This window comes from candidate division WOR-3 bacterium (assembly GCA_039802205.1).
Taxonomy (GTDB): Bacteria; Hydrothermota; Tepidihabitantia; order SM23-42; family JAOAFX01; genus JAOAFX01.
Window position 1 is genome coordinate 1 of record JBDRWD010000036.1, and the last position, 26,482, is coordinate 26,482.

Annotated in this window: 24 protein-coding genes and 1 riboswitch; of the genes, 10 read left to right on the top strand and 14 right to left on the bottom strand. The window is 43.2% G+C overall.

Annotated features, from left to right (window positions below):
- Positions 1-356 (top strand): JAB domain-containing protein (locus ABIL39_08010; GenBank protein MEO0166066.1); only part of this gene is annotated, 356 nt, incomplete at its 5' end.
- 50 nt (positions 357-406) lie between these two features.
- Here the strand turns inward: ABIL39_08010 and ABIL39_08015 are convergent.
- Both ABIL39_08015 and ABIL39_08020 read right to left on the bottom strand, forming a co-directional pair.
- Entirely contained in the window at positions 407-634 is a 228-nt protein-coding gene (locus tag ABIL39_08015; GenBank protein ID MEO0166067.1) for a hypothetical protein, read from the bottom strand.
- A 283-nt stretch (positions 635-917) separates the two neighbouring features.
- Entirely contained in the window at positions 918-1,781 is an 864-nt protein-coding gene (locus tag ABIL39_08020) for a hypothetical protein (GenBank protein ID MEO0166068.1), read from the bottom strand.
- A gap of 771 nt (positions 1,782-2,552) precedes the next feature.
- A riboswitch (SAM riboswitch) is annotated at positions 2,553-2,660 on the top strand.
- Positions 2,661-2,813: 153 nt separating this feature from the next.
- On the opposite strand from ABIL39_08020, the gene ABIL39_08025 reads away from it, so the two are divergent.
- From ABIL39_08025 to ABIL39_08060, 8 genes are all read left to right on the top strand, one after another.
- The gene (locus ABIL39_08025) at positions 2,814-4,010 is read left to right on the top strand and encodes a homocysteine biosynthesis protein (protein MEO0166069.1); all 1,197 of its coding nucleotides are present in this window, start codon (positions 2,814-2,816) and stop codon (positions 4,008-4,010) included.
- A gap of 13 nt (positions 4,011-4,023) precedes the next feature.
- Positions 4,024-4,440, top strand: coding sequence for an NIL domain-containing protein (locus ABIL39_08030; protein MEO0166070.1), 417 nt, complete (start codon positions 4,024-4,026; stop codon positions 4,438-4,440).
- Entirely contained in the window at positions 4,440-5,183 is a 744-nt protein-coding gene (locus ABIL39_08035) for a UPF0280 family protein (protein MEO0166071.1), read from the top strand. The genes ABIL39_08030 and ABIL39_08035 overlap by 1 nt, the downstream gene beginning before the upstream one ends.
- Before the next feature lie 93 nt (positions 5,184-5,276).
- Complete coding sequence (locus tag ABIL39_08040; protein MEO0166072.1) at positions 5,277-5,489, top strand: cold shock domain-containing protein; 213 nt, start codon at positions 5,277-5,279, stop codon at positions 5,487-5,489.
- Between the two features lie 61 nt (positions 5,490-5,550).
- A complete protein-coding gene (locus ABIL39_08045) occupies positions 5,551-6,840 on the top strand; it encodes a tetratricopeptide repeat protein (GenBank protein ID MEO0166073.1) in 1,290 nt (429 codons plus the stop codon).
- A gap of 54 nt (positions 6,841-6,894) precedes the next feature.
- Positions 6,895-7,827, top strand: coding sequence for an NAD-dependent epimerase/dehydratase family protein (locus ABIL39_08050; GenBank protein ID MEO0166074.1), 933 nt, complete (start codon positions 6,895-6,897; stop codon positions 7,825-7,827).
- Positions 7,802-8,692, top strand: a complete 891-nt coding sequence (locus tag ABIL39_08055; GenBank protein ID MEO0166075.1) for a DUF58 domain-containing protein — start codon at positions 7,802-7,804, stop codon at positions 8,690-8,692. Before ABIL39_08050 ends, ABIL39_08055 begins: the two co-directional genes overlap by 26 nt.
- Positions 8,689-10,470, top strand: a complete 1,782-nt coding sequence (locus ABIL39_08060; GenBank protein ID MEO0166076.1) for a BatA domain-containing protein — start codon at positions 8,689-8,691, stop codon at positions 10,468-10,470. The genes ABIL39_08055 and ABIL39_08060 overlap by 4 nt, the downstream gene beginning before the upstream one ends.
- Here ABIL39_08060 and ABIL39_08065 read toward each other — a convergent pair whose 3' ends face one another.
- Both ABIL39_08065 and argF read right to left on the bottom strand, forming a co-directional pair.
- A complete protein-coding gene (locus tag ABIL39_08065; GenBank protein ID MEO0166077.1) occupies positions 10,471-11,385 on the bottom strand; it encodes a CdaR family protein in 915 nt (304 codons plus the stop codon). It lies immediately after the preceding gene.
- A complete protein-coding gene (gene argF, locus ABIL39_08070; protein MEO0166078.1) occupies positions 11,370-12,275 on the bottom strand; it encodes an ornithine carbamoyltransferase in 906 nt (301 codons plus the stop codon). Before argF ends, ABIL39_08065 begins: the two co-directional genes overlap by 16 nt.
- Before the next feature lie 149 nt (positions 12,276-12,424).
- On the opposite strand from argF, the gene sppA reads away from it, so the two are divergent.
- Positions 12,425-14,848 carry a signal peptide peptidase SppA gene (gene sppA / locus ABIL39_08075; GenBank protein ID MEO0166079.1) on the top strand — a complete coding sequence of 808 codons (2,424 nt, stop codon included), beginning with the start codon at positions 12,425-12,427 and terminating at the stop codon, positions 14,846-14,848.
- Here sppA and ABIL39_08080 read toward each other — a convergent pair.
- The 10 genes from ABIL39_08080 to pilB (ABIL39_08125) are packed head-to-tail and all read right to left on the bottom strand — an operon-like array spanning position 14,836 to position 25,935.
- A complete protein-coding gene (locus ABIL39_08080; GenBank protein ID MEO0166080.1) occupies positions 14,836-15,174 on the bottom strand; it encodes a hypothetical protein in 339 nt (112 codons plus the stop codon). The two genes, sppA and ABIL39_08080, sit on opposite strands and share 13 nt — an antisense overlap.
- Positions 15,171-15,734 (bottom strand): hypothetical protein, encoded by a 564-nt coding sequence (locus tag ABIL39_08085; GenBank protein ID MEO0166081.1) that lies wholly within the window; start codon positions 15,732-15,734, stop codon positions 15,171-15,173. Before ABIL39_08085 ends, ABIL39_08080 begins: the two co-directional genes overlap by 4 nt.
- Before the next feature lie 16 nt (positions 15,735-15,750).
- On the bottom strand, positions 15,751-17,184 hold the full coding sequence (locus tag ABIL39_08090; protein MEO0166082.1) for a trypsin-like peptidase domain-containing protein: 1,434 nt from the start codon (positions 17,182-17,184) through the stop codon (positions 15,751-15,753).
- Between the two features lie 4 nt (positions 17,185-17,188).
- Complete coding sequence (gene fsa / locus ABIL39_08095; GenBank protein ID MEO0166083.1) at positions 17,189-17,833, bottom strand: fructose-6-phosphate aldolase; 645 nt, start codon at positions 17,831-17,833, stop codon at positions 17,189-17,191.
- A 3-nt stretch (positions 17,834-17,836) separates the two neighbouring features.
- Complete coding sequence (gene truA, locus ABIL39_08100) at positions 17,837-18,607, bottom strand: tRNA pseudouridine(38-40) synthase TruA (protein MEO0166084.1); 771 nt, start codon at positions 18,605-18,607, stop codon at positions 17,837-17,839.
- Between the two features lie 23 nt (positions 18,608-18,630).
- The gene (locus ABIL39_08105) at positions 18,631-20,100 is read right to left on the bottom strand and encodes an ATP-binding protein (protein MEO0166085.1); all 1,470 of its coding nucleotides are present in this window, start codon (positions 20,098-20,100) and stop codon (positions 18,631-18,633) included.
- Between the two features lie 46 nt (positions 20,101-20,146).
- Positions 20,147-21,352, bottom strand: coding sequence for a type II secretion system F family protein (locus tag ABIL39_08110; protein ID MEO0166086.1), 1,206 nt, complete (start codon positions 21,350-21,352; stop codon positions 20,147-20,149).
- Between the two features lie 19 nt (positions 21,353-21,371).
- The gene (locus ABIL39_08115) at positions 21,372-22,448 is read right to left on the bottom strand and encodes a type IV pilus twitching motility protein PilT (GenBank protein ID MEO0166087.1); all 1,077 of its coding nucleotides are present in this window, start codon (positions 22,446-22,448) and stop codon (positions 21,372-21,374) included.
- Positions 22,449-22,507: 59 nt separating this feature from the next.
- On the bottom strand, positions 22,508-24,220 hold the full coding sequence (gene pilB, locus ABIL39_08120; GenBank protein MEO0166088.1) for a type IV-A pilus assembly ATPase PilB: 1,713 nt from the start codon (positions 24,218-24,220) through the stop codon (positions 22,508-22,510).
- The gene (gene pilB / locus ABIL39_08125; GenBank protein ID MEO0166089.1) at positions 24,220-25,935 is read right to left on the bottom strand and encodes a type IV-A pilus assembly ATPase PilB; all 1,716 of its coding nucleotides are present in this window, start codon (positions 25,933-25,935) and stop codon (positions 24,220-24,222) included. Before pilB (ABIL39_08125) ends, pilB (ABIL39_08120) begins: the two co-directional genes overlap by 1 nt.
- Positions 25,936-26,482 lie beyond the last annotated feature (547 nt).

Consider the following 26,482-nt stretch of genomic DNA (forward strand, 5'->3'; position numbering starts at 1 on the left):
AGGACCTCTATGACTATTATGCACCACTCATTGGCAGTTTAAAACAGGAACTATTCAAGGTTGCGGCAGTGGACGGAAAGAATGCGTTGATAAAAGATACCACAATCTCCAAAGGCATACTTGATGCGAGTCTAACCCATCCGAGAGAAGTCTTTAAATTTGCGATTATTGAAAATGCCAGCGGATTATTTTTAATACACAATCACCCGAGCGGTGTTCTAAAACCTTCTGAAGACGATTTAAAGATTACGGAAAGAATAAAAAATGCTGGTGATATAATCGGGATAAGAATCATTGACCACATCATTATTGCAGAAGAAGGTTATTACTCTTTTTCTGAACATAATCTCTTGTAGAAATAAATAATTATCTTACCAATTTTGTATTTTCTATTCTTTCATATCCTTCAGTATCCAACCGCACAAAATAGACACTCAACGAATCTGTTTTTCGTTATGCGGTTTTGCTGCCCGTTTTTCAGTTCGCTGTTCGGGCACTTCAACGAAGGAACGGGTTGGGGGTCAAATCTCTGCATTCTACATTCATTTCGCACCTTCGCTTCTACTTCAGTATAACGTTTGCGCAAATTCTTATCCCTATCCATCCGCTCCCGCAACCGCCGCAATAAATACACCGCACCATAATATTAAAAAACAGCATCAGGAAATTGAATCCTTAATGCCCGCGCCATAATGTTATACTATTCAAAAAAACATTTCTTGTCAAAAGGATAATGTAGAATGTAGAGATTTGACCCCATTTCCCACATTTCAGTGACGAAAATGGGTATTTCACAATTACTTTGAAAGAGTAACTTGCCTAACATTTGTATGAAAACAATGGCAAAACAGACACCCAATAGGCTTATCTTCTTGTTCATTTTATACCTCATTTTACATTAAACCCTATTACTGCAGCTATAGGGGGGCAACACAAAGGATACTTATTGCTATGGTACCCCTTGTGGAAAGGGACGACGTTTTTAAGCCGTAAACCAATAAATTTCCAATTAATGAACCAACCCCTGCTCCTACTGATGGTTTTAGCCAAGAACCTTTTTGCCTTAATATTTTTCCAGCTGTCCAAGTACAGGTTCCTGTAAACAGTGCATTACACAGTGTATAATAAATCCACCAATTTAATGAAGGGTCATCGATTGCGTCGCCTACCCCTACTTGGAACAACCGATAAAAACTCGGAAAAGTCCCAATGAGACCGCCTGCAAATTCCAACCCATATATCCCTGTCTGTTTCCAGAAAGAATTTTTTGGCTGGAGACTTTCACCTTCAACCTGCACCATTAGCATTGTATTGAATTGTGCCGGATTTCGATAAAATGAAATTTTTCGTATCATTGGATTTCCGGATTCACAATATTGCTTCATCCTCAAATTGGATGAAATTGGCTGAGGAAGTTTCTGAGACATCCCGGGTTCAATAAACTGCCCAAAACACAATCCAGCGATGAATAAGAGGCACCCCAATTTCACCCTCATCCCTGCCCCCGTATCAAGTACGGGGCAGGCTCTCTCCCATTGAGGGCGAGGGAGTGAAAAGAATATCTTACCCATTTTTACCCCCTTGTTAGTCAAATCCCAAATTCCAAGCACCAAATTCCAAACAATACTCAAACCCCAATTTCCTAATTCAATTGATTTGTTAACAAATTGTTTCATCACTTTTTCGCTTCCTGCAAGTCCTGAAGGGACGATACTGCACCACTCCGTCTGGTCTTTCTCGTTTTTCTGGTTTATCTGTTCCCCTTCTTTACCCCTATTCACCCTTATTTCCCCTTTTTCACCCTTGTTGCTCGTTTCACGATTCACGGTAAACGTTTCACGAACTATTCACTTCTTCACCCCTATTTTCCCTTCTTCACCCTTCTCATTTCGCCGTCTTTAACCTTTTATCGCCATCTTAAGCCTTTTCTACTATACATTATACTAAAAAAAGCATTCGTCAAGGAGTAAATGCACTCAGTCCTCTCCACTGCTATAAAAGGTTTGTCAATTAATTAAATTCTTCCTTTACATCCTCCTTTCTTCAGATTATAATTTCTTGGTCCGAATCATACCTAACGGTTAAACCAGACTGCTATACGGTCATATAAGACCAAGGTATCTATTCGGAGTGGCTGGGCTGCCTAATCTTTCTATTAATCATTCAGTGATTAAGTGGAGAGAGAGGCTTACCCAGCCATTCTATTTCTCACCCGACAAGTAGCATAATCAATCTGCTCACGCAACATATAATAAACAATGTTGGTGCGAGATACCGTAAGATTTAAAAACATTTATCCGCAGGCTAAAGCCTGCGCCTACCATTTTACCGGTTACCACCTCAGGTCGGCATTTTTTATTTAAGCAAGGCTAAAGCCTTGTCCTACAAAAGTACCTAGCGCTAAATCATTGATTATCCTTACAAATCTTGCTTATGAATTTTACCGTTTTTTTCATACGATATAAAAAATATGGAGTACTCAGCGAATCGAGTCCTTGACTTTTGTTAAAATTTTTATATAATCTATGGTCAATTTGCTCTTTGAAAATTTAGGCTCATCAAGAGAGGCTGAGGGACGGGCCCTGTGACGCCTCGGCAACCGGTTCCTGATACAGGAACGTCTCGGTGCCAATTCCCGCCCGAATAGGGAGAGATGAGTGCTAAAGATTGCATAACATGACCTTCCTTAATTCGGGAAGGTTTTTTGTTTACTACACTCATCCCCCTAAAAATGCTAAATCCGAAGCACAAGGTAGATATTCTTTAGTGCAGAGGATTTAGAACTTAGTATTCTAAATTAAAAAGGGGGTGCTATGCCAAAGACGATTGAAGAGATAAATGAGAAAATAAAAAAAGGCAAGGCTGTCGTTTTCACGGCTGAGGAGATAATCGATTTTGTAAAAGAGAAAGGGTTGAAAAAAGCCGCCCGAGAAGTGGATGTAGTCACCACAGGAACATTTGGTCCGATGTGTTCTTCCGGTGTTTTTATCAATCTGGGACACACCAAACCCCGGATGCGCATCACCAGGGCATGGTTGAATGATGTTGAAGTATTCTGCGGAATTGCCGCAGTTGATATGTATATTGGCGCAACCCAGATCCCCGATTATGATCCGGCGAATACTCAATATCCAGGGAGATTTAAATATGGAGGCGGGCACTTAATTGAAGACCTGGTTGCAGGAAAAAGAATAAAAATAAAGGCGGTCTCTTACGGTACTGACTGCTATCCGCGAAAAGAATTAAAGGGTGAATTCACAATTAGAGAAATAAATAATGCAATTCTCTTCAACCCCAGGAACTGTTATCAGAATTATAATGTGGCAGTGAATTTGGGAAAAGAAAAAATCTATACATACATGGGAATATTAAAACCGAACCTCGGGAATGCCAACTATTGTTCAGCCGGACAACTTTCACCCTTGCTCAATGATCCTGAGTATCTGACCATCGGTATTGGAACTCGTATCTTTCTGGGTGGTGGTATCGGTTATATCGTTGGGCATGGCACCCAGCATGACCCTTCGGTTCCTAAGAATGAAAAGGGTGTACCCAAAAGTGGCTCAGGCACGCTTGCGGTCATCGGTGATTTAAAGCAGATGAAACCCGAGTGGTTAAGGGGGACATCAATTACCGGTTATGGGGTAAGCCTCACAGTAGGCATCGGTATTCCCATTCCCATCCTTGATGAGGATATTTTACGATATACCTGCGTGACCGATCACGATATAATTGCCCCGATCGTTGATTATTCGTATGATTATCCCAACTTAACCGGCCGGATAATCGGTGAGATTGACTACGCCTCTTTAAAATCTGGAAAAATTAAGATCGGCAATAAACTTGTCCCAACCTTTCCTTTATCCAGTTATCCACGAGCACGGCAGATTTGTAGCATTCTCAAGTCATGGATTAAATCAGGTAAGTTCTATCTTACCCAGCCTGTGGCGCGCCTTCCTGGCCACGAGTCAGGCATAAAATTCCGACCATTCAGGGGAAGATATCGTTAAAAAGGAGGAAAGAATGCAGGTGACAAAAAAAGTCGTGCTCCATTTTCCGGAAAGTCTGGTGGAGAAGCCTGTTACTTATGAGCTTGTTAAAAAATATGATATCATTTTTAACATCCTCAAGGCAAAGATCGCAATTGACGGCGGTGAGGGATTGCTTTTACTGGAATTGGCCGGAAGCGAAGAAAATTTAAATAAGGGATTGAAGTACCTGAGAGAGCTCGGCATAAAAATTGAATCTCTAAGCAAAGATATCATTTGGTTTAAGGATAACTGTATAATGTGCGGTATCTGTTCCAGTATCTGCCCCAGTCATGCTTTTCACATTCGGCAGCCGGAGATGGAAGTAGTGTTTGAACCCGAAAAATGCATTGGTTGCGAAGAGTGTTTAAAGGTCTGCCCTTATAATGCGATAAGGCTAAAATTGATTTAATGAAGACCAATCTTTACATTCCACGTTCTTATAGGAATGAATGTGCGAACTCCCGATTTATCCAGTTTACCGTCCGGCAAAAGGAGAGCGACCTATTCATCTCAGCACACCGGGATTTAACCTCACAGGCAGAATCTGTGTTGACTGTATTGCGCCAGCAATTGGAAGAGTATATTGAATATGACCAAGAATTTCTGTTTTCATTAAAACCAGTTGCAGTCTCGACCGGCGCACCTGCGATTATCAAGGAGATGGCCCGGGCTGCCCGCTTGGCGAATGTGGGACCGATGGCAGCGGTCGCGGGTGCACTCAGTGAGTACATCGGTCGATATCTAAATCAGTTTTCCACTGAAGTTATTGTGGAAAATGGTGGAGATATTTTTATGATAACTAAAAAGCCGGTAACGGTTGCGATCTACGCAGGCCACTCCCCTCTGTCGATGAGATTGGGAATAGAATTAAAACCATATCCCAGAGGGTTGGGGATTGCAACATCATCAGGAACGGTTGGACACTCCTTGAGTTTGGGCAGTGCCGATGCCGTGACAGTGCTTGCAAAAAGCGCTGCGCTCGCAGATGCCGCTGCCACCGCGATTGGGAATATGGTGCGGAGCGAAAGAGATATTCCAGCGGCACTGGATACAGTCCGGAAAATTCGGGGTATCATTGGATTGGTTGTGATAATAGGAGAGCGAATTGGGGTGGTGGGTAAGGATTTGAAAATAGTTCCTTTCGCCTATTGACAAGAGTAAAATTATGGATATAATATTTATAGCTTTGACCGTAGAGGTTGCCCTTATGAATCTGTAGGGCGATGAAGGCTGAAAGGAGGAAATTTGGTCTACGGAAAAGTGAAATGGTTCGACGGTAAGAAGGGTTATGGGTTCATTGAGAAAGAAGACGGAACCGGTGATGTATTTGTCCATTATCAAGATATAGTGGGCGAAGGTTATCGGGTCCTTAGAGAAGGTGAACGAGTTAAGTTCGAAATAACCCAGACTCCGAAAGGAGACAAGGCAATTAAAGTCGAACGCGCAAAAAACGAATAAGGAACTCATAAAACCTGAAGCAGAGCCTGGATAAAACCAGGCTCTGCTTTTTAATAGAAATATGGAAAAAAGGCTGAACGAAATAAAAGAACTTTGGAAAAAAAGTATTAACCTGGAACTCCAGGGAAAGTATAAGGAGGCGGTAGGATTATTAGAAAAAGCGGTAAAATTAAATCCCAATGATGGCAATCTTTATAATCGCTTGGGCGATTTATACCTGAAACTAAGCAGAGTAAAAGAAGCAATAAATGCCTATCAAAATGGAATAAAGGCATTCCGGGCCGAAAATTTTTTGAGAAATGCCCTTGCTCTTTGTAAAAAAATCTTACGCTATGACCCCAGTAATACCGAAATCAATTTCACCATTGCCGAATTGCTCATTGATCTTGATGAGAAGAGTGATGCGGCGATGTATCTATTCTCATATATTGAAAGACAGATGGCTGCGGGCAATAAAAAAGAAGTCACCCGCGCTATGGAACTTTTGAAGAATCTCAAGTTGAGCGAGTCACCCGTCGTCAATAAACTCCAGGCAATGGCTGATAAAATAGAGGAAAAGAAAAAAGCCGAAGAATCACCGCCCTCACCACCTTCCCTTGCCGAGAAGATCACCGAAATGGACATTGCGGAATTGGAAATTCAACCCGTGCCCACCGGGGAAGATTTTAAAAACAGTGTTTTATCTTCGGACTCGACAAAAGTCATAGAACAGAATATCATCCCACGCTTAGAGAATTTAACCGAAGAGATTGAACGGGTTGCGCTTGAATTGCGCCGGGCAATGAGAATTGACGAGGTGGTAGTTGCCCTTGATAAATCTTTAAATATCTTTTCCCAGCAACAAAAAGAAGCTATACACTTATTGTGCAAAACTTTAAATGATGATTTGGTCAATCTAAGAAAAACGATAGCAGAACTGCTTGCCGGAACTAGGATTAATATCGACAAATTAGAGGATATCTTCGGCAATCTAAGAAATACCTTAAACGATATCAATCACCACCAGCGTTTGTTAATTGAAGAGTTGGGACGGGGTTTTGACGATGTCGGCGGGCGGATTGAATCTGCACTTCTAAAGATGCTAGAAGATCTCCGAAATTTTACCGAGGCTTATGAAAAAGCAAACCAAGAAATCTATGCAAAGGTGGCGGAAAATTCTCAACTAACAAATGCGGTCTTAAAAATGAGTGGCGAAACCAAAATCGGTATTCAGACCATCAACGAAAGTCTTTTAAAATTTTTTCTCAGCCAGGACGCACAGATTAAAAAATTAAATAAGTTTGTTTTTCTCATTGCTGCAATTTTAGCCGGTGTGGTTATTTTACTTTTGCTCAACCTCTTTTTAAAATAATTTTTCTCATCCCGGACTTATTGACTTACACCACAGAACTAAGTATAATACTTTATGAAAATACTCGTAACAGGAGGTGCCGGTTTCATTGGTTCCCATATCGTCGATGCCTATCTCAAGGCAGGGCACCAGGTAGTTATCGTTGATGATCTTTCCACCGGTGATATCAAAAATGTCAATCCCGCAGCAATTTTTATAAAACAGGACATTACTGCTGGGGATATGGAAAAAATCTTTAAAGAATTCCAGTTTGATGTAGTAAACCACCATGCCGCCCAGATAAACGTTCGCTATTCTTTAGAAGATCCAATCTTTGATGCCCGGGTGAATATAATCGGCTCCTTAAACCTGCTCAAGCTTTGTGCTGAGTATAAAGTAAAAAGATTTATTTTTGCCTCCAGCGGCGGTGCGATATACGGAGAGCCTAAAAATTTTCCCATCACCGAAGATTTTCCACCAGATCCCCTATCGCCTTATGGAGTAGCCAAACTCACGGTTGAAAATTATATAAAAATTTTTGCCCGATTATACAATTTTGATTATGTAATTCTTCGCTACAGCAATGTCTATGGTCCGCGTCAGATATCCAAGAGCGAAGCAGGTGTCATCTCCATTTTTATCAATAATATTCTTGAAGATAAAATATGCTTTGTCAATGGTGACGGCAATCAAATAAGGGACTATGTTTATGTGCAGGATGTGGTCCGGGCAAACTTGCTCGCTCTCAGTGCTCCTTCGGATTGCTTTAATATTGGAACAGGCATTGAGACGAGTGTCAATGACCTGCTTAAAATCTTGGGCGAAATACTGAATGGTGAGATTAAACATCAGCATCGTGATCCAATACCAGGTGAGGTGTTTAAAAATGTCCTGGACGCCTCCAAGGCAAAAAGATATCTTAACTGGACGCCGGAAGTACCTCTGAAAAGGGGGATTGAACTCACCTACCATTATTTTTATAATGAGCATCAGAAAAAGTTATCTTGAACCCGAAATTCTTTCTCGCCTTTCAAATCTTGATTTGAAAGCGAGGTTGGTAGTGGAGGGTTTTTTAACCGGCTTGCACCATAGCCCCTATAAAGGTTTTTCTCAGGAATTCACCGATTACCGCCCCTATATTCCGGGTGATGAAACAAAACTTATTGACTGGAAAATCTTTGCCCGTCAAGACCGGTTTTATGTGAAAGAATATCAAGAGGAGACGAATCTGCGGGCTTATATCCTTTTGGATAAGAGTGGCTCCATGGGCTACGGAAAAAAGATCACAAAACTTGAATATGCTAAATTCCTCGGAGCCTGCCTTGCATATCTCCTATTCAAACAGCGTGATGGGGTAGGCGTAATGACCTTTGACACCGTGATTCGTGATTTTATCCCTCCTTCTGCTAAGAAACAGAATTTCACAAAACTGCTGGAAATAATTGAGAAAGTAAATTGTGGGAATGAAACTGCCCTCGGACCAGTATTATTTGAACTAGGCCAGAAGATCAAAAAACGGGCACTGGTGATACTTCTTTCCGATTTATTAGATGAACCTTCCCGGGTTTTGAAATCATTGAGATCATTCCGTGCACGAAAGCATGAAATAATCGTCTTCCACATTCTGGATCCCGATGAATACACCTTCCCTTTCCAGGAGCCTGCTCTTTTCCAGGACTTAGAAACAAAAGAACATTTTGTAGTGGAGCCACGGGCGATAAAAAATTCTTACACGAAAAAATTTAGGGAATTTTTAAATTACTACCAACAGGGAATGCGGGAGGCTCATATCGATTATGAATTAATATTAACTTCCGAAAAATACGACCGCGCATTATTTTATTATCTCCAAAAGCGAGAAAGACTGCCATGAAATTCCTAAATCCCAATTATCTGTGGGGTCTGGTTTTGGTCCTTGCTCCAATCATCATTCACCTCATCTTTAAAAAAAATTTGAAAAGAATACCATTCTCTTCACTTTGGCTATTGAAGAGCGCCGATATCAACCGCCTGAAATGGTTGCGGCTCAAAGAATTGATAATTTTGATTGCCCGATCTGTGTTAGTGGCGGGAATCTTTCTCGCCCTGGCGCACCCCCAATATGAAGGCAGATCATTCCCATCGAATAAACTCGCTGCGGTCTACCTGGTAGTAGATAACTCATTGAGTATGCATTATGGAGATAACTTTGAGAATGCCTTAAAACAGGCCAAAAGGTGGATCAAAAATTACTCTTCAAAAAGTCTTTTTTATGTAACACCCCTTTGTCCGGATGAAGGGAATAATTTTTTCTGGATGAATCAACAGACTGCCTTAAAAAGGCTTGAGGATATAAAATTAAGTTTTAAAACCGGCTTTCTCAAAATCCATTATAAAGATTTTCTTAATAAGCCGGCACCCTTCCCTAAGGAGTTTATCTACATCGGCGATGGCCAGCAGATAAATTTTAAGGATTTGACTTCTTTAAAAGATTTTTACTGGCTGCCTGTTCCTCTGGGTAGCAATGTGGCAATAGAACAGGTACGCGTCAAAGAATATCCCGGGGGCTCGGAAGGGATTTACCCTCTGGAAGTGAAAGTAAAAAATTACGGGAACAAAATTTTTTCTGGGAAGTTAGAACTTATCACCGATAACTTCTCTCGCCAACAAGAACTGACAATTGCCGATAATGGGATGGGCACAGTTTTATTTTTTTTACCAAAAGATATTCGGAAAGGAATAATTCGGATCAGTCCAGACAGCCTGCTTTCGGATAATGAGTATTACTTCTTTAAGGCATTACCCGCAAAGATAAAGGTTTTAATCGCGGGTGAAACTAAATACTTAAAAACTGCCCTGGCACCTTCGGTTCAGGTCCCCTTGCTTTTTCAGGTGGATAGTACCAGCAATCTGAAGAATTTTAATCCCCGCGAATATCAGGTTGTAATTTTGAATGGCATAGCAGAGATTAGTGAATTTGAACTTTTGAAACTCTGTAACTTTGCTTCACAACCCGGCACCGGGTTGGTCATATTTCTCGGTCCAATAATTGGGGCGCGTTTAAAAGAATTAATTTTGCCCGTTGGAGAATTGGAAAGTTGGCTAACCCTTGATGGCTATCTCAATATTGACTGGCTTGACGAAGGTTATCCCCCGTTTCTCCCCTTGACACATAATCAAGGAATAAAAGGAATAAAAATTTTCAGATTATGGGAGATGAAACCCCATGGTCGATGCCTCATGCGACTCAACAATCGACTTCCGTTTTTGGTGCACTGGAATAACATGATGGTCTTTGCCACGATGCCTGAGAAAGAAAATACGGATATCATGTACAACCCTAATTTCGTCCCTATCCTTTACACCAGTATTTACGGCCTCACTCACCGAGAGATTGATAAAGAATACCGCCTGAGTGAAATAACGGGAGAGGCGGATTTTAAAAATCCCATCGAGAGACCCGGGTTTTATAAAATTGGCACTGATACCTTCGGTATCAATCCGGATTTAGTCGAAAGCAATCCTGCGGTGATCACACCTCGTATGGCTTCCGAAATGGGGATAAAAGTTGTGAATCCAGATATTGTAGCAGGAACTGTGGATTTTACCAACCAATTTTTGTTTATAAGTTTGTGTGCCTTTATGGTGGAAGTAATTTTGCTTTTTTTATGATCAGTATACCACGATTTGGATCTGCTGTGGTTTTATATAGGTTGCATTAACAAACTCAGGCAAAATTATCTCGGGCGCGATGCGGTAGGCACCCGGGACCAAGTCGTTAACTTTTAGATGGACTTTGATTTCGTTGGTATTTAATTTTTGGAGTCGACCCCTCGCACCCGCAATGATAAGTGTATCAATGAGATTATGAGTCAATTTGACATGTTGTTTTGGATTTTTTATTACAGCTATCGGGATATTTGTGAAGGTATTTTTTACTACCGTATCAATTACTACCCTCACTTTGATATTCTCTGGAATGATTTTTACCAATTCGGATAGTGGTTTTATTCGCAGATTTTTTTCAAACGATATCGATTTATTGTTTACCTCTAAAGACTCGGTATAAAGTTCACCAATTCCTTCCAGAATTTTTTTGGGACCAATCAGCCTTAAAGTATCAAGGATTTCAATCTCAGCGAGTGCATAACCTTCTTTAGGGCTGCCTTTTATCAGAATCGTCGGTTTAACAATCTTCACCAATTTCTCATCCACCTCGACGATGATGAACCTCTGTTCGTAGTCTATCCCCAGATCCTTTATGGGTAATGTTAAATCGCGGGTAGAAAAAACATTCCGGCCTGGAACGACATCGCTGAGGTTACAAACCGCCTTCGGGGGGGTCGACCAGAGATTGATAAGGTTTTTTCCTTTTCCGGTAAATGTTACATTCAAGCGAGGAGGGGAACTGGTGATGATAAAGTTATCGGGCAGGTTGATGTAATCTATGGAAATGGTGCGGGTGTAATTATAATTCCCATCGATTGCGACAAAAAGCCAGAGGCCAAAGGCGAGCACCAAAGCCAAAATTTTCCTCATTAAATCGTGGGTAAAAAAATTGACTACTTGTTTCAGGACTTCCGACATAGATATACCATTATCCCTTTCTGGATATGGAGACGATTTTCTGCCTGGTCATAGACGATTGAATGCGGTCCATCAAGCACTTCATCGGTGATTTCTTCACCACGGTGGGCGGGCAGGCAATGCATGATTAGATAATCTTCTTTGCGAACCTTCTTTAGCAGGTCACTATTTATCTGATAAGGCCTGAAGACCTTTTTCCGTAATTCTGCCTCTGCCTCTTGCCCCATCGACGCCCAGACATCGGTATATATCACATCAGCATCTTTGATCGCCTCTTCTGGTTTATCGGTCCAGAACAAATTTCTCGCCCTTGCCATATAATCTTTATTAGGCTGATAATCCAGGGGTGTGGCTACATGGAGCCTGAAATTGAGGAGCGCCGAGGCTGCGATAAATGAATTACAAACATTGTTACCGTCGCCGACGAAGGCGATCGTCACCTTCTCTAACCCACCCCTTTTTTCAATTATCGTGAACAGATCACCCAGAATCTGGCAGGGGTGTTCAAGGTCGCATAAGCCATTGATGACCGGAATATCGGCATTCTCAGCCAGTTCTTTGACAGTATTATGACTGAATACCCGCGCCATGATGATATCAACCCAGCGCGAAAGATTTTTTGCAATATCCTTCACTGTTTCCCGTTTTCCCATCTGAATATCTCCTGGTGCCAGATAAATCGCATGTCCGCCGAGCTGAGTCATCCCGGTTTCAAAAGTCACCCGTGTGCGCAACGAAGGTTTCTCAAAGATCATCGCCAGGGTTTTGTCTTTCAATAACTTATGCTCCACACCATTTTTCTGTTTTGCCTTTAAATCTTTTGTGAGTTCAAATATTTGGTAAATTTCATCCCGGCTCAAATCGAATATAGAGATTAAGTCTTTTTTCATTTCTTCACTCCTTTGGGCTATTATACTAAAAATTTCCCAAAAATCAACAAAAACTTTCAGTTAACTTTGAGAAACAGAAAGAAGCCGTGCGGCAAATGCTCTTGACAGTTGGTTACAGGTGGATAAACTTTAAAACCAAAGGAGGTCTGATGAGATACCTTAAGATTATCACCGCAATGTATCTTCTCGCCTTTAACCTAAGTTACGGTGTTTCTTCTTTATTCTATGAACATAATAAATTCTTACTTTCTTCAGCTGGTACACTTGGGACAGGATTTTATGGTTATGCCAATCCTGCACTTTTAACCTATCAACATCAATTGGATTTGGCATTTATCTGGTCAGACCTAAGAAAGGAGCCAAGGGGTATCAATGACTGGATGTTTTTGACTGGGATGCCTCATTTCTCTTGTGCCATAGGCAATGAAAGATTTTCTGATGGTTCGATCCAGAAGTATTACCTTGCACTTTCGCTGGGTGATAAAAGACAGAGCATAGGCATCGGCTACCAATGGACCGGAGGGGACAAAAGGATTCAGAATACATCAGCGCTCTGGAAAATCGGTTATTTGCTCCGTCCTCGCCGTCATCTCTCCCTCGGTTTTGTAGGGTTAATTGGTGATCAGGAGACGCAGCAGGAAATCTATTTTGATTTAGGAATTAGGCCTCTGGGTAATGAGAAAGTAACTTTTTTTGTGGATTGTGCAGTACCGAGGGGTGTGGTGCTTAAGGATAGTCCTTGGAGCACGGGCATTGTGTTGGAGCCGCTTCCTGGTATTAGATTCACCACCCGTTACTTCAACGACCGTTCTCTTCAGGGAGGGATAAATATAAGTCTGGGTAGAGTTGGTTTGAGCACCCAAACCCATTATGATGATCGACATAGCCATCAGGGCAATACTTATGGAATAAGAATGGGCGCCTACGATCGTAACATTTTCCGTTATCTCACGCGCAAAAATAAAAATTATCTGGAACTGGAACTATTCGGACCACTACATTATCAACGATATCTTTTGTTTGATAAAAGCAATACCCTGCTCTCCCTTTTACAAACCTTGGAAATGGCAAAGCAGGATGAAACCATAAAGGGGATCGCCCTCAATCTATCTGGCATCCAGACCAGCCTGGAGATGGCATGGGAATTGAGAGAGAAACTTAGAGATTTTAAAGTGAAAAATAAAAAGATTATTGTCTACATCGATGAAGCCGGATTCCTTGAGTACTACCTCGCATCAGTGGCTGATTTCATTGTCATTGACCCCCAGGGCGGAATCAATCTCCAGGGACTCCTCATGGGTCGGATGTTCTTTAAAAATGCCTTGGACAAAATTGGCATTGGTGTCGACGAATGGCGTTATTTCAAATATAAGTCTGCGGCTGAGGTCCTATCCCGGGATAAGATGTCAGAGGCTGATCGGGAACAACGCCAGGCAATAATTGACGATTATTACTACACCATCAAGACCGACATCTGCTCGGCACGGGGATTTAGCCCTGAAAGATTTGACCAACTGGTGAATGAAGAGTGTATCTTTTTGCCCACCGAGGCAGTGGAAAATAATCTTGCTGATACTGTGGGTCGCTGGGATGAGATGAAGGAGATCGTGAAAAATTGCGAAGGGGCTAATAAGCGTCTGGTTCCGAAGTCAGCTTTGTCGCTACCCGAATTACCTCCGGATAACTATTGGGGCGAAAGACCGAAGATCGCCATAATATATGGCTTGGGTGAATGTGCGATGGATACAGGGATAAAAGCCCGGAAATTGGTAAAAGATTTTGAATGGGTCACGGGACGCAGGGACATAAAAGCTGTGGTCTTCCGGGTTGACTCTCCCGGCGGAAGTCCATTGGCATCAGATATCATTGCTGAAGCAATAAAAAAATGTCAGAAGAAAAAACCGGTGGTAGTATCACAGGGTTCGGTTGCGGGTTCTGGGGGTTACTGGTTATCTATGTATGGTGATAAAATCATTGCGGCTCCTTTTACCATGACCGGTTCAATCGGGGTTATCGGTCTTTGGCTTTATAACAAGGAACTAAAAGAACGGCTGGGATTCTCCACGGATTTTGTCAGAGTTGGTGAACATGCGGATTTGGGGTTTGGATTCCAGTACCCTTTTCTGGGGCAACTGCCGGATCGAAATCTCACTGTTGCCGAAAAACAACGGATCGAGTATCATATCAAGTCTCTATACAAAGATTTTGTGACCAGGGTTGCCCAGGGACGTAACAAAAGTTACGAGGAGATAGAGACGATTGCCCAGGGAAGGGTTTGGTCCGGATTACGGGGTAAAGAAATCGGACTGGTTGATACTCTGGGTGGGTTGGAGACGGCAATCAAGATTGCGAAAAATCTTGCGGGCATAGAAAAAGAAGAAATTACCATTGTCGAATTGCCCCGGCCCGAACTCTTTCCACCCAATCTATTCACACCCCGAATCATTCAGACTAAAGAGGAGAATAGCGCATTCATCCGTCAGTTAAATTTTCTGATGAAGAATAATGGTCGGGCACTCTTGATAATGCCAGTAGAATATTTGTTCTCCATTCCTGGAGATTATTTAAAATAATGAAGTGGAAATTTCAAGAGTCCGAATCGGGCTAAAAGGAGCACCAAGGCGGTGTAAAATAAAGCCACCAGAAGATTTTTGAAAATATCTTCTCTTCTGGTAAGGCGCTGCTGGTTTCCCAATAGACTATAATGGATAAGAATTAGACCCAAGAGATTGGTCATCCAGTATCCTAAAATCAAAATCGGAAGAAAGAGTTTCTCAGAAATCAGCCCAAAAGGGAAGGCAATGATATAAGCCAGGGGTAAATTGATTATTACATCGTTCCACCAAGAAAAGGGGGAAAGGAGGTAACCGATGATAAATAAAAGAGCACTTTTTTTCATAATTCTTTCTTTGCCGATTTCAAAAGGATATTCAGAATCACTGGGTTTTGCAGGAGTGCCATCACCTGATTGCCGATCTCAAAATTATGCTGGCGTACTTTATCTAAGAAAGTCTTAACCCGATTATAACTCGGTTCGATCTTTTTCAATTCTTGTTGAATTTCTTTAATTTCTTCAATCAGAATTTCCCGGGTATCGCGACTTATCTTTTCATCCCCGTTGATACGGGCGATTAATGTGTTGAATTCCTTAAAGACACTCAGTTGCATGGCAGAGGTATCTTTCTCCACTGGAAATGTGATATCAAACTGATACTCATCTTCAATCAAATCAATGCCCTTAGAGGTGATACGGGCACCGACAAACAAACTTCCTTCCAGAGGTTTGGTGAGCTCAATATATCCTTTTTCTTCCAAATAAACGATATTAAAATTGAGTGTCTTTAAATCAATATTTAAAGCCTCTTTAAATTCCCTGGGTGTGATGCGATAATATGGGTGCTCTTTAAATTTCTCATAAGCCATCTCCAGTATCTTACGCCTGATTTCAATATTGGTCATGGAAGAAAGAAAAGTTTTATTGTAACCATATCTGGAATATCAAACCACCTCGATCAATGATAAAGTATTGATTCTTGAAATCGCTTAGTGCCTTCTTAAAGTCTTCTTTGTTACGAATCCGGGTTGAACCGATGCGGAGTATCACATCTCCAGGGGCAATGCCCAACTTTTCTCCAATACTACCTGTTTCCACTTTCGTGACCACTACTCCCTGCTTATAACTCAAATTGAATTTTTTGATGAAATAGGGAGTGATATCCTCCACATAGATCCCCAACCGCGAGCCAAAACCCACCGGTTCCTGAAATTCCCTGACCACCAGTGAGATATTCAAAGAATCATCATTCCGGTATAAAACCAATTTTAAGGTATCACCGACAAAGGTATTCGCCTGGATACGATCCCAGACATTAACACTGTTTATGTTTTCGTTATTCACCATCACAATCCTGTCGCCTTCTTTTATCCCGGAATGATAAGCCGGGCTGTTGGGGTCGACACTGCTCACCAAAACTCCACGGGGTTCGATTCCCATTGCTTCCGCAATCTCGGGCGTGATATCCTGGACCCATATTCCAATCCAGGGAGTGCGTATTTTCCCGTATCTTTGAGTCTCATTGATAAATTTTTTTACGACATTTATCGGACGGGCAAAACCAACTCCTTCAGAGCCACCGCTGGAGGTCAGGATGAAGGTATTGATGCCAATTACCTGACCGAGGATATTTACCAGGGGACCACCGGAATTACCTGGATTGATTGCGGCATCGGTCTGGATCATATCTTTGTAAATACGTTCTTCTCGGGTAGATTTTATTGCCCGATTGAGTGCTGAGATAACCCCGACGGTGACGGTAGGGCGGGTATCCTCAAGCAAAAAACCAAAGGGATTACCCAAGGCGATCACCCATTCACCAATCATCAGATCATCAGAATCCCCCAACTCGGCGTAGGGAAGATTTTTACCCTCAATCTTTAACAATGCGAGATCCAGAGCCCGGTCGGCAGCGATGATCTGCGCCTTGAACTGCCGGGCATCGGGTAATGTGACATTTATCTCAGTAGCATTCGTTACGACATGTTCGTTGGTCAGGATATAACCATCAGGGGAAATGATAACCCCGGAACCCAGACTCTGGACACGCTGGCGGTAACGATGTTCCGGAAAGAAATCTCCAAAGAAACGCCGGAAGAATTCATCATCAAAAGGGGAAACCGTAATGATCCGGGTCTGGATTACAGTGATGGAGACGACCGCAGGTCCCACTTTATTAGCTGCCATCACAATAGCATTCATGCGCTGGCGGGAGATTTCATCATTGAGATTGACCAGTTTTAAATAATCCAATTGGGGATAAGTGGGTCGGGGTTTAAAATGATTGTAGAGATAAAATGCAACCAGGGCAATCAAGAAACCGCTCAGCACCGCCAAAATATCTCTTTTCTGCATAGTTTCAACCGTTTTTCTGTTGCCAGTCCTTTAAAAAGCGTGTGATACCATCATCGGTGAGCGAATGTTTTACTAACTGAATGAAGACCTTATATGGGATAGTACAGATATCCACTCCTAAAAGGGCTGCCTGTCGGACATGTTCCGGGTGCCGGACCGAGGCAAAGATTATCTTGGTCTTGAAATTGTAATTCCGGTAGATGGTTGAGATATCTCGGACCACCTCAATCCCAGGATTCCCGATATCATCAAGTCTGCCTACAAAAGGACTTACATAGGCAGCCCCCGCCTTGGTGGCGAGCAAAGCTTGATTAGGTGAAAAGACCAGCGTCATATTCACCTTAATCCCTTCTTGAGCCAGGACCTTGGTGGCTTTTAGCCCGTCGACTGTGCAGGGAATTTTGATGACTACATGTTCGCTTATCCGGCTCAATTCTTTTGCTTCTTTGATCATCTCCTCGGCCTTGAGGCTTAATACCTCACCACTCACTGGTCCGCGAACAATATCACATATCTCTTTCAAAATTTTTTTATAATCACCCTTTTCTTTTGCCAGCAAAGAAGGATTGGTGGTTACTCCATCCAGAATCCCCCATTGGGCAATCTCTTTGATCTCCTCAATGTTTGCTGTATCCAGATATAACTCCATCAATCACTCCTTTCTTGTGATTACTGGTAAATCATTGTAGCGCACTTCCCGCAGACATAAACCGCAGGCAGGGGCAAAGTAAATGTGGTTTAGTTCACCGGCAAAGATATCGCACGCTACTTCTGATCTTAGTCGGCCCCGGCCCACATTGATTAAAAATCCCACAATACCCCGGACCATTTTCCGTAAAAATCGGTTACCTTCGATATCAATTATAATGTCCGTTCCCGATTCTGTCAAGGAGATATCAAGGATGTTACACTTGGTGTTTGATGCATTCTCCTCAATCTTTTCTTTTTCTTCAGAAACCGAAAAGTAACGGAAATCGTGGACACCTAAAAAATATTTCAGTGCCTCTCTCATTGCTCCAATATCCAGGTGATATCCCACAAACCAGAAGTAGCGCCGCTTCAGTGGGGAATAGTGGGTCATTATTCTATATTGATAGATCTTGCTTACGGCTGAAAAGCGGGCATGAAATTCCATGGGGACTTCGCAGATCTCCCGGATGTAAAGGTCAGCTCCGGTAAGGGAATTTAATGCTTCTTTGAGTCTCATCTCTGGGATTGGCGAATGGATTTTAAAACTTGCTACCTGACCCAAGGCATGGACTCCACGGTCGGTCCTTCCTGCCCCGACTATCCGGATCGATTCACCGGTGATCGTTTGGAGTGCAGACTCTAACTCTCCTTGTACCGTTCGTCGGTCCGGCTGATATTGCCAGCCAAAAAAATCCGTGCCATCGTATTCGATAACTATTTTTAGATTCCTCATACTACACAACTATGTGTGCCGCATCATGCCCGGGGCAGAATGACCTTAAAAGTTGTCCCCCTGCCCACCTTGCTGGAGACTTCAATCCGGCCCTCATGGGCTTCAATAATCTTCTGGGCTATGGAGAGCCCTAAACCAGTGCCCCCCTTTTTTGTAGTATAGAAAGGTTTAAAAATCTTTTTTAGATCTTTCTTTGGTATACCAGGTCCCTCATCAGTTATCTCTATCCAACCCGTCTGGTCATCATAGTTCGTGGTGATCATAATTTTTTTGCCCGGTGGGCTGACTTCACAGGCATTGATGATAATATTGGATATTCCCGATTTCAACCGGTTCAAATCGCCCATGGTTTCAAAATCCCGACCATTTCTGATATATTCAAGTTTCTTATCATGAAAATGAGGGATTATTTCCAGCAGCGCTTCATTTAAAACATCGCTTATCTTAATCCGATATGTCTTTTTGGGAACGAATTGAGCAAAGTTCAAAAAGTCGGAGACGATTTCATTTAAGCGGATGGATTCTTTCAGTGCCATTTCGATAAAAGGCTTTACAGAGCGGTTGAGGCGCGCCTTGGCGATTACCTCTAATGAACCGCGGATTGAAGAGAGAGGATTGCGGATCTCATGGGCTAGCGAACCACCAAGTTCCGCAAGCATTTTGGTCTGTTTGGAAACCTTAGATACCTCTTCCAGGCGCTTGATCTCTGTCAAATCCTGGAGTATCGCCAGGGCACCATGTCCACCTCGGATAAGGGAGCAAGAGAGCAGATAATACTTTTTTTGGATTTTCAATTCTTTAATGTTACTGTGTCGCTCCGGATTTTTCAGAAACCGGGCGAGATAGAGATGGACCAAAGAGCGGATGGTCTCATCATTGATATTGGTATAGATCACCGCACCCGCATTATCTATCACCAGAATCCCGGAAGGTAAATTTTTCACAATCTCTTCCATCGTGAGATTTAACTTTTTCAATTCTTCCGTCTTCATTCGGTAGCGTTCAGAAAGACTTCCGCTTAAAATTCCGGTAAGCAAAAATAAAAGGGAAAATAGATAAAATTGCTGCATCACATACCGCACTTCCAGGGATTTATTATTTACCTCCACAAGCATCAGCAAAAGCAGGCATACCACAGAGATAAGGCTTATTATATATGCGCCCCGGCGATAGAGATAGAGGGCAGCGGTGATGATCAAAAGAATAAAAAGCAAAGGAAAGAGGCTTTCGGTTCCACCTGTGAAATAGATTATCAGGGCAATTAGTGGGATATCCGCAAGCAATATCCCATAGGTTAAAACTGTAGCATTTACCCAGTTCTGGAGAGCCCAGAAGATAGATGCCAAAAAAAAGGAACCAAGGATGATAAACCAGTATGCTCGAGGAATGGTATAAGTTACTGGGTATGAAGAACTGAGCAGAATGAAAGTGATGACCAGGGGATGGAGGAGGATAAGCCCTTTAAAAGGGCTTATCTGGATTCTCCCGAACATGCACTAATCACCGGTGGCGGTGTTTTTCGGTTTTTTAGATAAATTTCTATTCCGTGATTGTTGAGGCTAACTGGAAGATGGGTAGATACATTGAGATAACAATAAATCCTACTGCCCCACCAAGAAAGACCATGATCACTGGCTCCAGGGCGTTGGTCAGATTCTCCACGGCCTGGTCTACTTCAGCATCGTAAAAGTCCGCGACCTTGGCGAGCATGTCGTCCAGTCCACCTGATGCCTCACCGATGGCGATCATCTGTGTAACCATGGGCGGAAAGACTGCGGTCTTGGAAAGCGGATCTGCGATATTTTCGCCACCCTTGATCGAGACTCGGGCTTTGAGGATCGCATCCTCAATCACCCAATTACCTGCGCTCTTCGCGGTGATTTCTAAGGCATCAATGATTGGCACGCCGCTGGAAAGAAGTGTAGAAAGGGTGCGCGAAAAACGGGCTATTGCTTGCTTCCTTATCAAATCCCCTAATATTGGAAGTTTCAAAAAGAGAGGGTCGAGCGCCCGGGCACCGGATTCTGTTTTGTGCCATCTTCGGATGATGGTGAAGAGCAAAACCAAGCCAATAAGTATTGGAAGCGCAGCAATCTTCATAAAGTTTGAAATATTGATGACCAGCTGGGTCATCGCTGGTAGTTCTCTTCCAACCCCTTCATACATCTTGGCAAAAACGGGGATTACAAAAATCAAAAGCACGGCAATGGCACCGACAGCTACAATCGTAATGATTATTGGGTAGATCATTGCTCCTCGGATTTTCCGTTGCAATGCTACAGTCTTTTCCAGATAAGTAGCCAGTCGCTGGAGTATGGTATCAAGGGCACCGCCGGTTTCACCCGATTCTACCATATTTACATAGAGATTATCAAATGCCTTGGGCTGTCTTCTCAGGGCATCGGCAAGGGAGAGACCGCCTTCCACATCCGTGCGCACTTCATCTAAGACTCTTTTAAGCCCGGTGCTTTCGGTCTGTTTAGCAAGAATTTCAAGGCAGTTCAAAAGTGGTAGACCAGCATTTAACATCGTGGCAAATTGTCGGGTAAATACGGCCAGAGCTCTTTTTGAAATTCTGCCGCCAAAAAGGGCAAACCCTTTCTTCTCTTCTTTTATTTTTATGGATGTTGGAATGATTTTTTTCTGGCGGAGTGCCGCAACGACATCAGCCTGGGATTGAGCTGTCAGCTCACCACTGGCTGATGCACCAGTTGCAGTTCTGCCCTTCCAGACAAAGGTTGGCATGACTCCTCCTTTTTATTTCCTATCCAAGAACAGGTGACTTCTGCTCCACCATATGCTCAAATTCTTCAATATTCGGCGAATAATCAAAGGCGGTCTCCAAGGTGATCAGCCTTTTCGCATATAAATTATACAAAGCCTGATTCATGGTTTGCATCCCATATTTCTGTCCGGACTGGATCATGGAATAAATCTGATGTTCTTTTCCATCACGAATCAAAGCCCGGATTGCGGGTGTCGCCACCATCACTTCGGCAGCCAAAACCCTCCCGCCGCCGATCTTGGGCAAAAGTTGTTGGGTTACCACCCCTTCAATAACAAATGCCAACTGTGAACGCACCTGTCCCTGCTGATGAGAAGGGAAGATATCGATGATCCGGTGGATGGATTCGGCTGCGGAGTTGGTGTGTAATGTTGCTAAAGTCAAATGCCCTGTTTCGGCAATGGTGAGGGTAATTGCGATAGTTTCTAAGTCCCGCATCTCACCGACCATCACTACATCCGGGTCTTCTCGCAAAACATATTTCAAGGCATTGGCAAAGGATTTAGTATCACTTCCCACTTGTCTTTGATTCACAATCGCCTTTTTATGCCGGAAAAGATATTCAATTGGATCTTCAACAGTTATGATATGACACCGTCTTTCACTATTAATCTTATCAATTATCGCCGCTAATGTTGTTGATTTACCACAGCCCGTGGGTCCGGTTAACAAAATCAAACCTTTGGGTCTGCTTGCGAGTTCCTGGACCACGGGTGGGATGCCAAGTTCTTTGAAACCCCGGATTTCAAAAGGGATGGTTCGGATTGCCGCGGCAATACTGCCCCGTTGCTGAAAACAGTTGCCCCGGAATCTTGATAATCCCGCAATACCAAATGAAAAATCGAGTTCCCACTCCATCTCAAATTTCTTCTTCTGCTGGTCATTCAAGACACTATAGACCAGCTGTTGAATCAATTCAGGTGTCATCACTTCATAGTTGGTTGGTACCAATTCACCGTCAATTCTTAACATCGGAGGGGCACCAGTGGTCAAGTGTAAATCGGTTGCATTCCTTTGTACCATCTCTTCTAATAATTGTTTCATTGTTACGGGCATCCTACCTCCCTATTTAAAATTTAAATTCCTCTCCGCAAATGCGGAATTTAAAATTTTTCTCATAATGATGCAGTTTCGCGCATTAATTCTTCAATTGTCGTAATTCCTTTTTTCACTTTTTCAATCCCATCTTCCCGAAGGGTCTTCATTCCTTCTTCCTTTGCCTGACGTGCGATCTCATCGCTGGAGGCACCTTTCAGGATCATGGAGCGTATTGTTGGTGAGATGGGCATGACTTCGTATAGACCAATGCGCCCTTTGTAACCGGTTTGACCGCAATTGGAACAACCCTTGCCTTTGTAGACGATGCCATCCGGAAAGGTATCCGGTGGAATATTGGCTTCTTCAAGTAATCGCGGGTCTACTTTTATCGGCTCTTTACAATTGGGGCAGATCCTTCTTACCAGTCTTTGTGCCTGAATCAATATTAAGGCACTCGCCACCAGATAGGGTGGAATCCCCATATCCACGAGCCGGTTGATCGTCGTCGGTGCATCATTAGTATGAATTGTGGAGAAAACAAGGTGTCCGGTGAGCGCGGCGCGGATTCCGATCTCGGCTGTCTCACTGTCCCGCATTTCACCCACCAGAATGATATTGGGTGCCTGACGCAAAAACGCCCTCAGGGCGGCAGCAAATGTCAAACCGATCTCTTCGTTCACCTGAATTTGATTTATCCCGTGGATGTTGTACTCCACCGGGTCTTCGATTGTCATGATCTGGCGGTCCGGTTTATTTAATCTTTGGAGGGTGGAATAAAGAGTGGTGGTTTTGCCACTCCCGGTAGGACCGGTGATGAGAATGATCCCATAAGGACTTTCGATCGCCTTGAGATACTTTTTTAATGCCTCATCACTGAAACCCAATTTGGTGAGGTCCAGCATCAAGGCGCTCCGGTCCAGAATACGCATCACCACCTTTTCACCGTATAAAGTTGGAATGACCGAAACACGGAGGTCGATCATCTTATTGCCCACCAGAATGTTGATTCTTCCATCTTGGCAGAGCCGGTGTTCGGCGATATCCATCTTAGCCATCAATTTGATCCGGGTGATGATGCCGTTTTTGAGATTATAGGGCGGTGATTGTTGTTCTCTTAAAACTCCATCGATACGGAACCGAACCCGTACCTGTTTTTCAAAGGGTTCAATATGGATATCCGAAGCACCCTTATTCACCGCATCCGCGATATAGAAATTAACCAACCTCACTACCGGTCCGCCTTCGGCATCTGCCCGGAGTTTTTCCTCGGTAACTTCTTCTTCCTCACCGGCTTCTAAGATTTCTAAATCTTCAATACCCAGTTCTTTAGGACCGGTCTCGGCTTTTACCTCTGCCAGGCTTGTATCCATTTTATAATACCGACTCAATGCCTCCCGAATGCTTGTCTCGGAAGCAAGAACCGGGTTTATCTCCATGCCCGTGATGAATCTTAAATCCTCTATCGCGCTGATATCCGTGGGATCGACCATGGCAACGGTGAGGGTTCGGCCCTTCCGGTCAATGGGTATGACCTCATAATGGTAAGCCTTTTCAGCGGGAATCAGCTTCAAGACCGATTCCGGTGGAATGATATAGTCAAGGTCGGTGACTTCCATGTGATAAAGATTGCTCAACTGGGCGAGCAATTTGTTTTCAGGAATAAAACCAAGCCGCACCAGGACACTCACCAGGCGCTGCCCGGTCTCCTTCTTTTCCTGCATCGCCTGGCGCAATTGCTCCTCGGTGATTAAATTATTTTTTACCAGATAAGCACCCAAACGCTCTTCCATTATTCAATCCTTGTTTCTCTGATCACTTCTTCTACGGTGGTCAGCCCTTGGCGGAGTTTTTCCAAGGCTGAACCACGGAGGGTGAGCATGCCCTCTTCCACGGCGACTTTCTCAATCTCTTCGGCAGTGGCACGTTTGAGGATCAACTCACGGATGCGGGGAGTCACCAGCATATTCTCAAATATACCAATCCGACCCTTGTAACCGGTACCCCGGCATTCCTTGCAACCCTCGCCCCGATATAATGGGAAATCAATCTTCTTAGGGTCGATACCGGCATCGAGCAAGACCTCAGGAGGGTATTTTACTTCAGTGCGGCATTTCATACAGACCTTTCGCAATAACCGCTGGGAAAGAACCGAAAGGAGCGTGGAGGCGATCAAGAAGGGTTCGATGTTCATATTCACCAAACGGGTGATTGTGGCAGCCGCAGAGTTGGTATGGACGGTTGATAAAACCAAATGTCCGGTTAGAGAGGCGCGGATCGCAATCTCGGCTGTCTCCAGGTCCCGGATTTCACCCACCATGATGATATTCGGGTCCTGGCGGAGATAAGCCCGGAGGGCAGAAGCAAAGGTCAAACCAATCTTCTCATTAACCTGGAGCTGATTTATCCCCATCAAGGAATATTCAACCGGATCTTCAGCAGTGATGATATTGACACCCGGATCGTTCAATTCGGTTAATGCTGAATAAAGGGTCGTCGTCTTACCAGAACCGGTTGGTCCGGTAACCAGCACAATGCCATATGGGGTCCGGATTGCCCGGCGGAAGGACTTTAAGGTACTCTCTTCAAAGCCCAGAAGGTCCAGATTCAACTGGATTGCTGAACGGTCTAATAATCTCAAGGCAATCTTCTCCCCAAATAGGGTGGGAACCGTGGAAACACGGATATCAATTATTTTATTATGGACCCGCGCTTTAATACGTCCATCCTGGGGCAGACGCTTTTCTTCGACCTTCAATTTTGCCATGACTTTTATCACCGTGGCGATCGCGCGATTCATCTTTTTCGGCGGTTTTAAGACCTCATGTAGAATACCATCAATCCTATAACGCACCCGCATATCATTCTCGTAGGGCTCAATATGGATATCCGAAACATTCATCTCCACCGCGTCACTGATAATCTTACTCACCAGTTTCAGTGCCGGGCCACTATCAGAGTCATCGGCAACATTGGAAAGGTCCTCTTCTTCCTTGGTTTTTTGTTCTACCACTTCCTCCATGACTTTCACCGAACTCTCCATTGCATCTGCGGTCTCTAATTCGTACATCACATCGGCGAGCATCTTTTCCACATGATAGTGTTCGTTGATAATCTTTAAAATTGCCTCTTCGGATGCGACTAAGGGTTCGATATCATACCCGGTGGCAAATTTGATATCTTCAATTGCGTTCATATCTCCGGGATTAACCATCGCCAGGCTTAGGGTCCGACCCAAACGTTTTACCGGAACCACCAGATACTTGGCGGCGATCTCGCTGGGGATCAATTTTAAAATATTGGAGTCAAGTTGGGTTGATTTTAAATCAATCGATTTTACTCCAAAATGGATTGATAATGCCCGAAGCAAGTCTTCTTCTTTTAAATAGCCTAATTTAATAAGGGTTGAGCCAAGACGGGCTCCATCCTTTTTCTGCTCTTCCAGGGCTCGGGCCAACATATCTTCGGTTATGAAACCATGCTTGACCAGTATTTCTCCCAATTTCATGATATTATATAATATCGAGATTTAGAAAATTGTCAATAGGGAATTGCATTGAGTCCTCTTCACTTTTTCTCAAATTATTTTTATGGGCGTGAATGATTAGAGTAGCCGCACCATTCAGGGTGCGAGATACCCTGTGATTTGAAGTCATTTCTCGCAGGCTAAAGCCTGCGCCTACCATTTTATTGGTTACCGGACCACGACCTCAGGTTGGCTTTTTTATTTAAGCAAGGCTAAAGCCTTGCCCATGGGATTTATCGTTACCTTCAGAGGATTCAGGGGATTGCAGGGTTTCAGAGTGTCATGGGTGGGGATGTTGATTTAGAAGATATCAATTTTGTTGAGAGTTAAAAAACAAAGTTTTTATTAAGGGCACTTAGAATTCGCTTATTAGTTGCCGGGGTGTAATTTAATCAAAGAATAAAAAATAGCGCAGTGATTGTGACTAAGTCCTCCCCACTTTTGTCAAATTATTTTTATGGGCGTGAATGATTAGAGTAGCCGCACCATTCAGGGTGCGAAATCCTTTGAAATTTAAAAAAATTTATCC

Coding starts and splice junctions, on each gene's coding strand:
- ABIL39_08115 (MEO0166087.1), bottom strand. CDS start 22,448: ATGCCCGTAACAATGAAACAATTATTAGAAGAGATGGTACAAAGGAAT.
- ABIL39_08025 (MEO0166069.1), top strand. CDS start 2,814: ATGCCAAAGACGATTGAAGAGATAAATGAGAAAATAAAAAAAGGCAAG.
- ABIL39_08055 (MEO0166075.1), top strand. CDS start 7,802: ATGAGCATCAGAAAAAGTTATCTTGAACCCGAAATTCTTTCTCGCCTT.
- ABIL39_08030 (MEO0166070.1), top strand. CDS start 4,024: ATGCAGGTGACAAAAAAAGTCGTGCTCCATTTTCCGGAAAGTCTGGTG.
- ABIL39_08065 (MEO0166077.1), bottom strand. CDS start 11,385: ATGTCGGAAGTCCTGAAACAAGTAGTCAATTTTTTTACCCACGATTTA.
- ABIL39_08105 (MEO0166085.1), bottom strand. CDS start 20,100: ATGTTCGGGAGAATCCAGATAAGCCCTTTTAAAGGGCTTATCCTCCTC.
- ABIL39_08080 (MEO0166080.1), bottom strand. CDS start 15,174: ATGAAAAAAAGTGCTCTTTTATTTATCATCGGTTACCTCCTTTCCCCC.
- fsa (MEO0166083.1), bottom strand. CDS start 17,833: ATGGAGTTATATCTGGATACAGCAAACATTGAGGAGATCAAAGAGATT.
- sppA (MEO0166079.1), top strand. CDS start 12,425: ATGAGATACCTTAAGATTATCACCGCAATGTATCTTCTCGCCTTTAAC.
- ABIL39_08085 (MEO0166081.1), bottom strand. CDS start 15,734: ATGACCAATATTGAAATCAGGCGTAAGATACTGGAGATGGCTTATGAG.
- pilB (MEO0166088.1), bottom strand. CDS start 24,220: ATGGAAGAGCGTTTGGGTGCTTATCTGGTAAAAAATAATTTAATCACC.
- ABIL39_08110 (MEO0166086.1), bottom strand. CDS start 21,352: ATGCCAACCTTTGTCTGGAAGGGCAGAACTGCAACTGGTGCATCAGCC.
- ABIL39_08090 (MEO0166082.1), bottom strand. CDS start 17,184: ATGCAGAAAAGAGATATTTTGGCGGTGCTGAGCGGTTTCTTGATTGCC.
- truA (MEO0166084.1), bottom strand. CDS start 18,607: ATGAGGAATCTAAAAATAGTTATCGAATACGATGGCACGGATTTTTTT.
- pilB (MEO0166089.1), bottom strand. CDS start 25,935: ATGAAATTGGGAGAAATACTGGTCAAGCATGGTTTCATAACCGAAGAT.
- ABIL39_08035 (MEO0166071.1), top strand. CDS start 4,440: ATGAAGACCAATCTTTACATTCCACGTTCTTATAGGAATGAATGTGCG.
- ABIL39_08060 (MEO0166076.1), top strand. CDS start 8,689: ATGAAATTCCTAAATCCCAATTATCTGTGGGGTCTGGTTTTGGTCCTT.
- ABIL39_08045 (MEO0166073.1), top strand. CDS start 5,551: ATGGAAAAAAGGCTGAACGAAATAAAAGAACTTTGGAAAAAAAGTATT.
- ABIL39_08050 (MEO0166074.1), top strand. CDS start 6,895: ATGAAAATACTCGTAACAGGAGGTGCCGGTTTCATTGGTTCCCATATC.
- argF (MEO0166078.1), bottom strand. CDS start 12,275: ATGAAAAAAGACTTAATCTCTATATTCGATTTGAGCCGGGATGAAATT.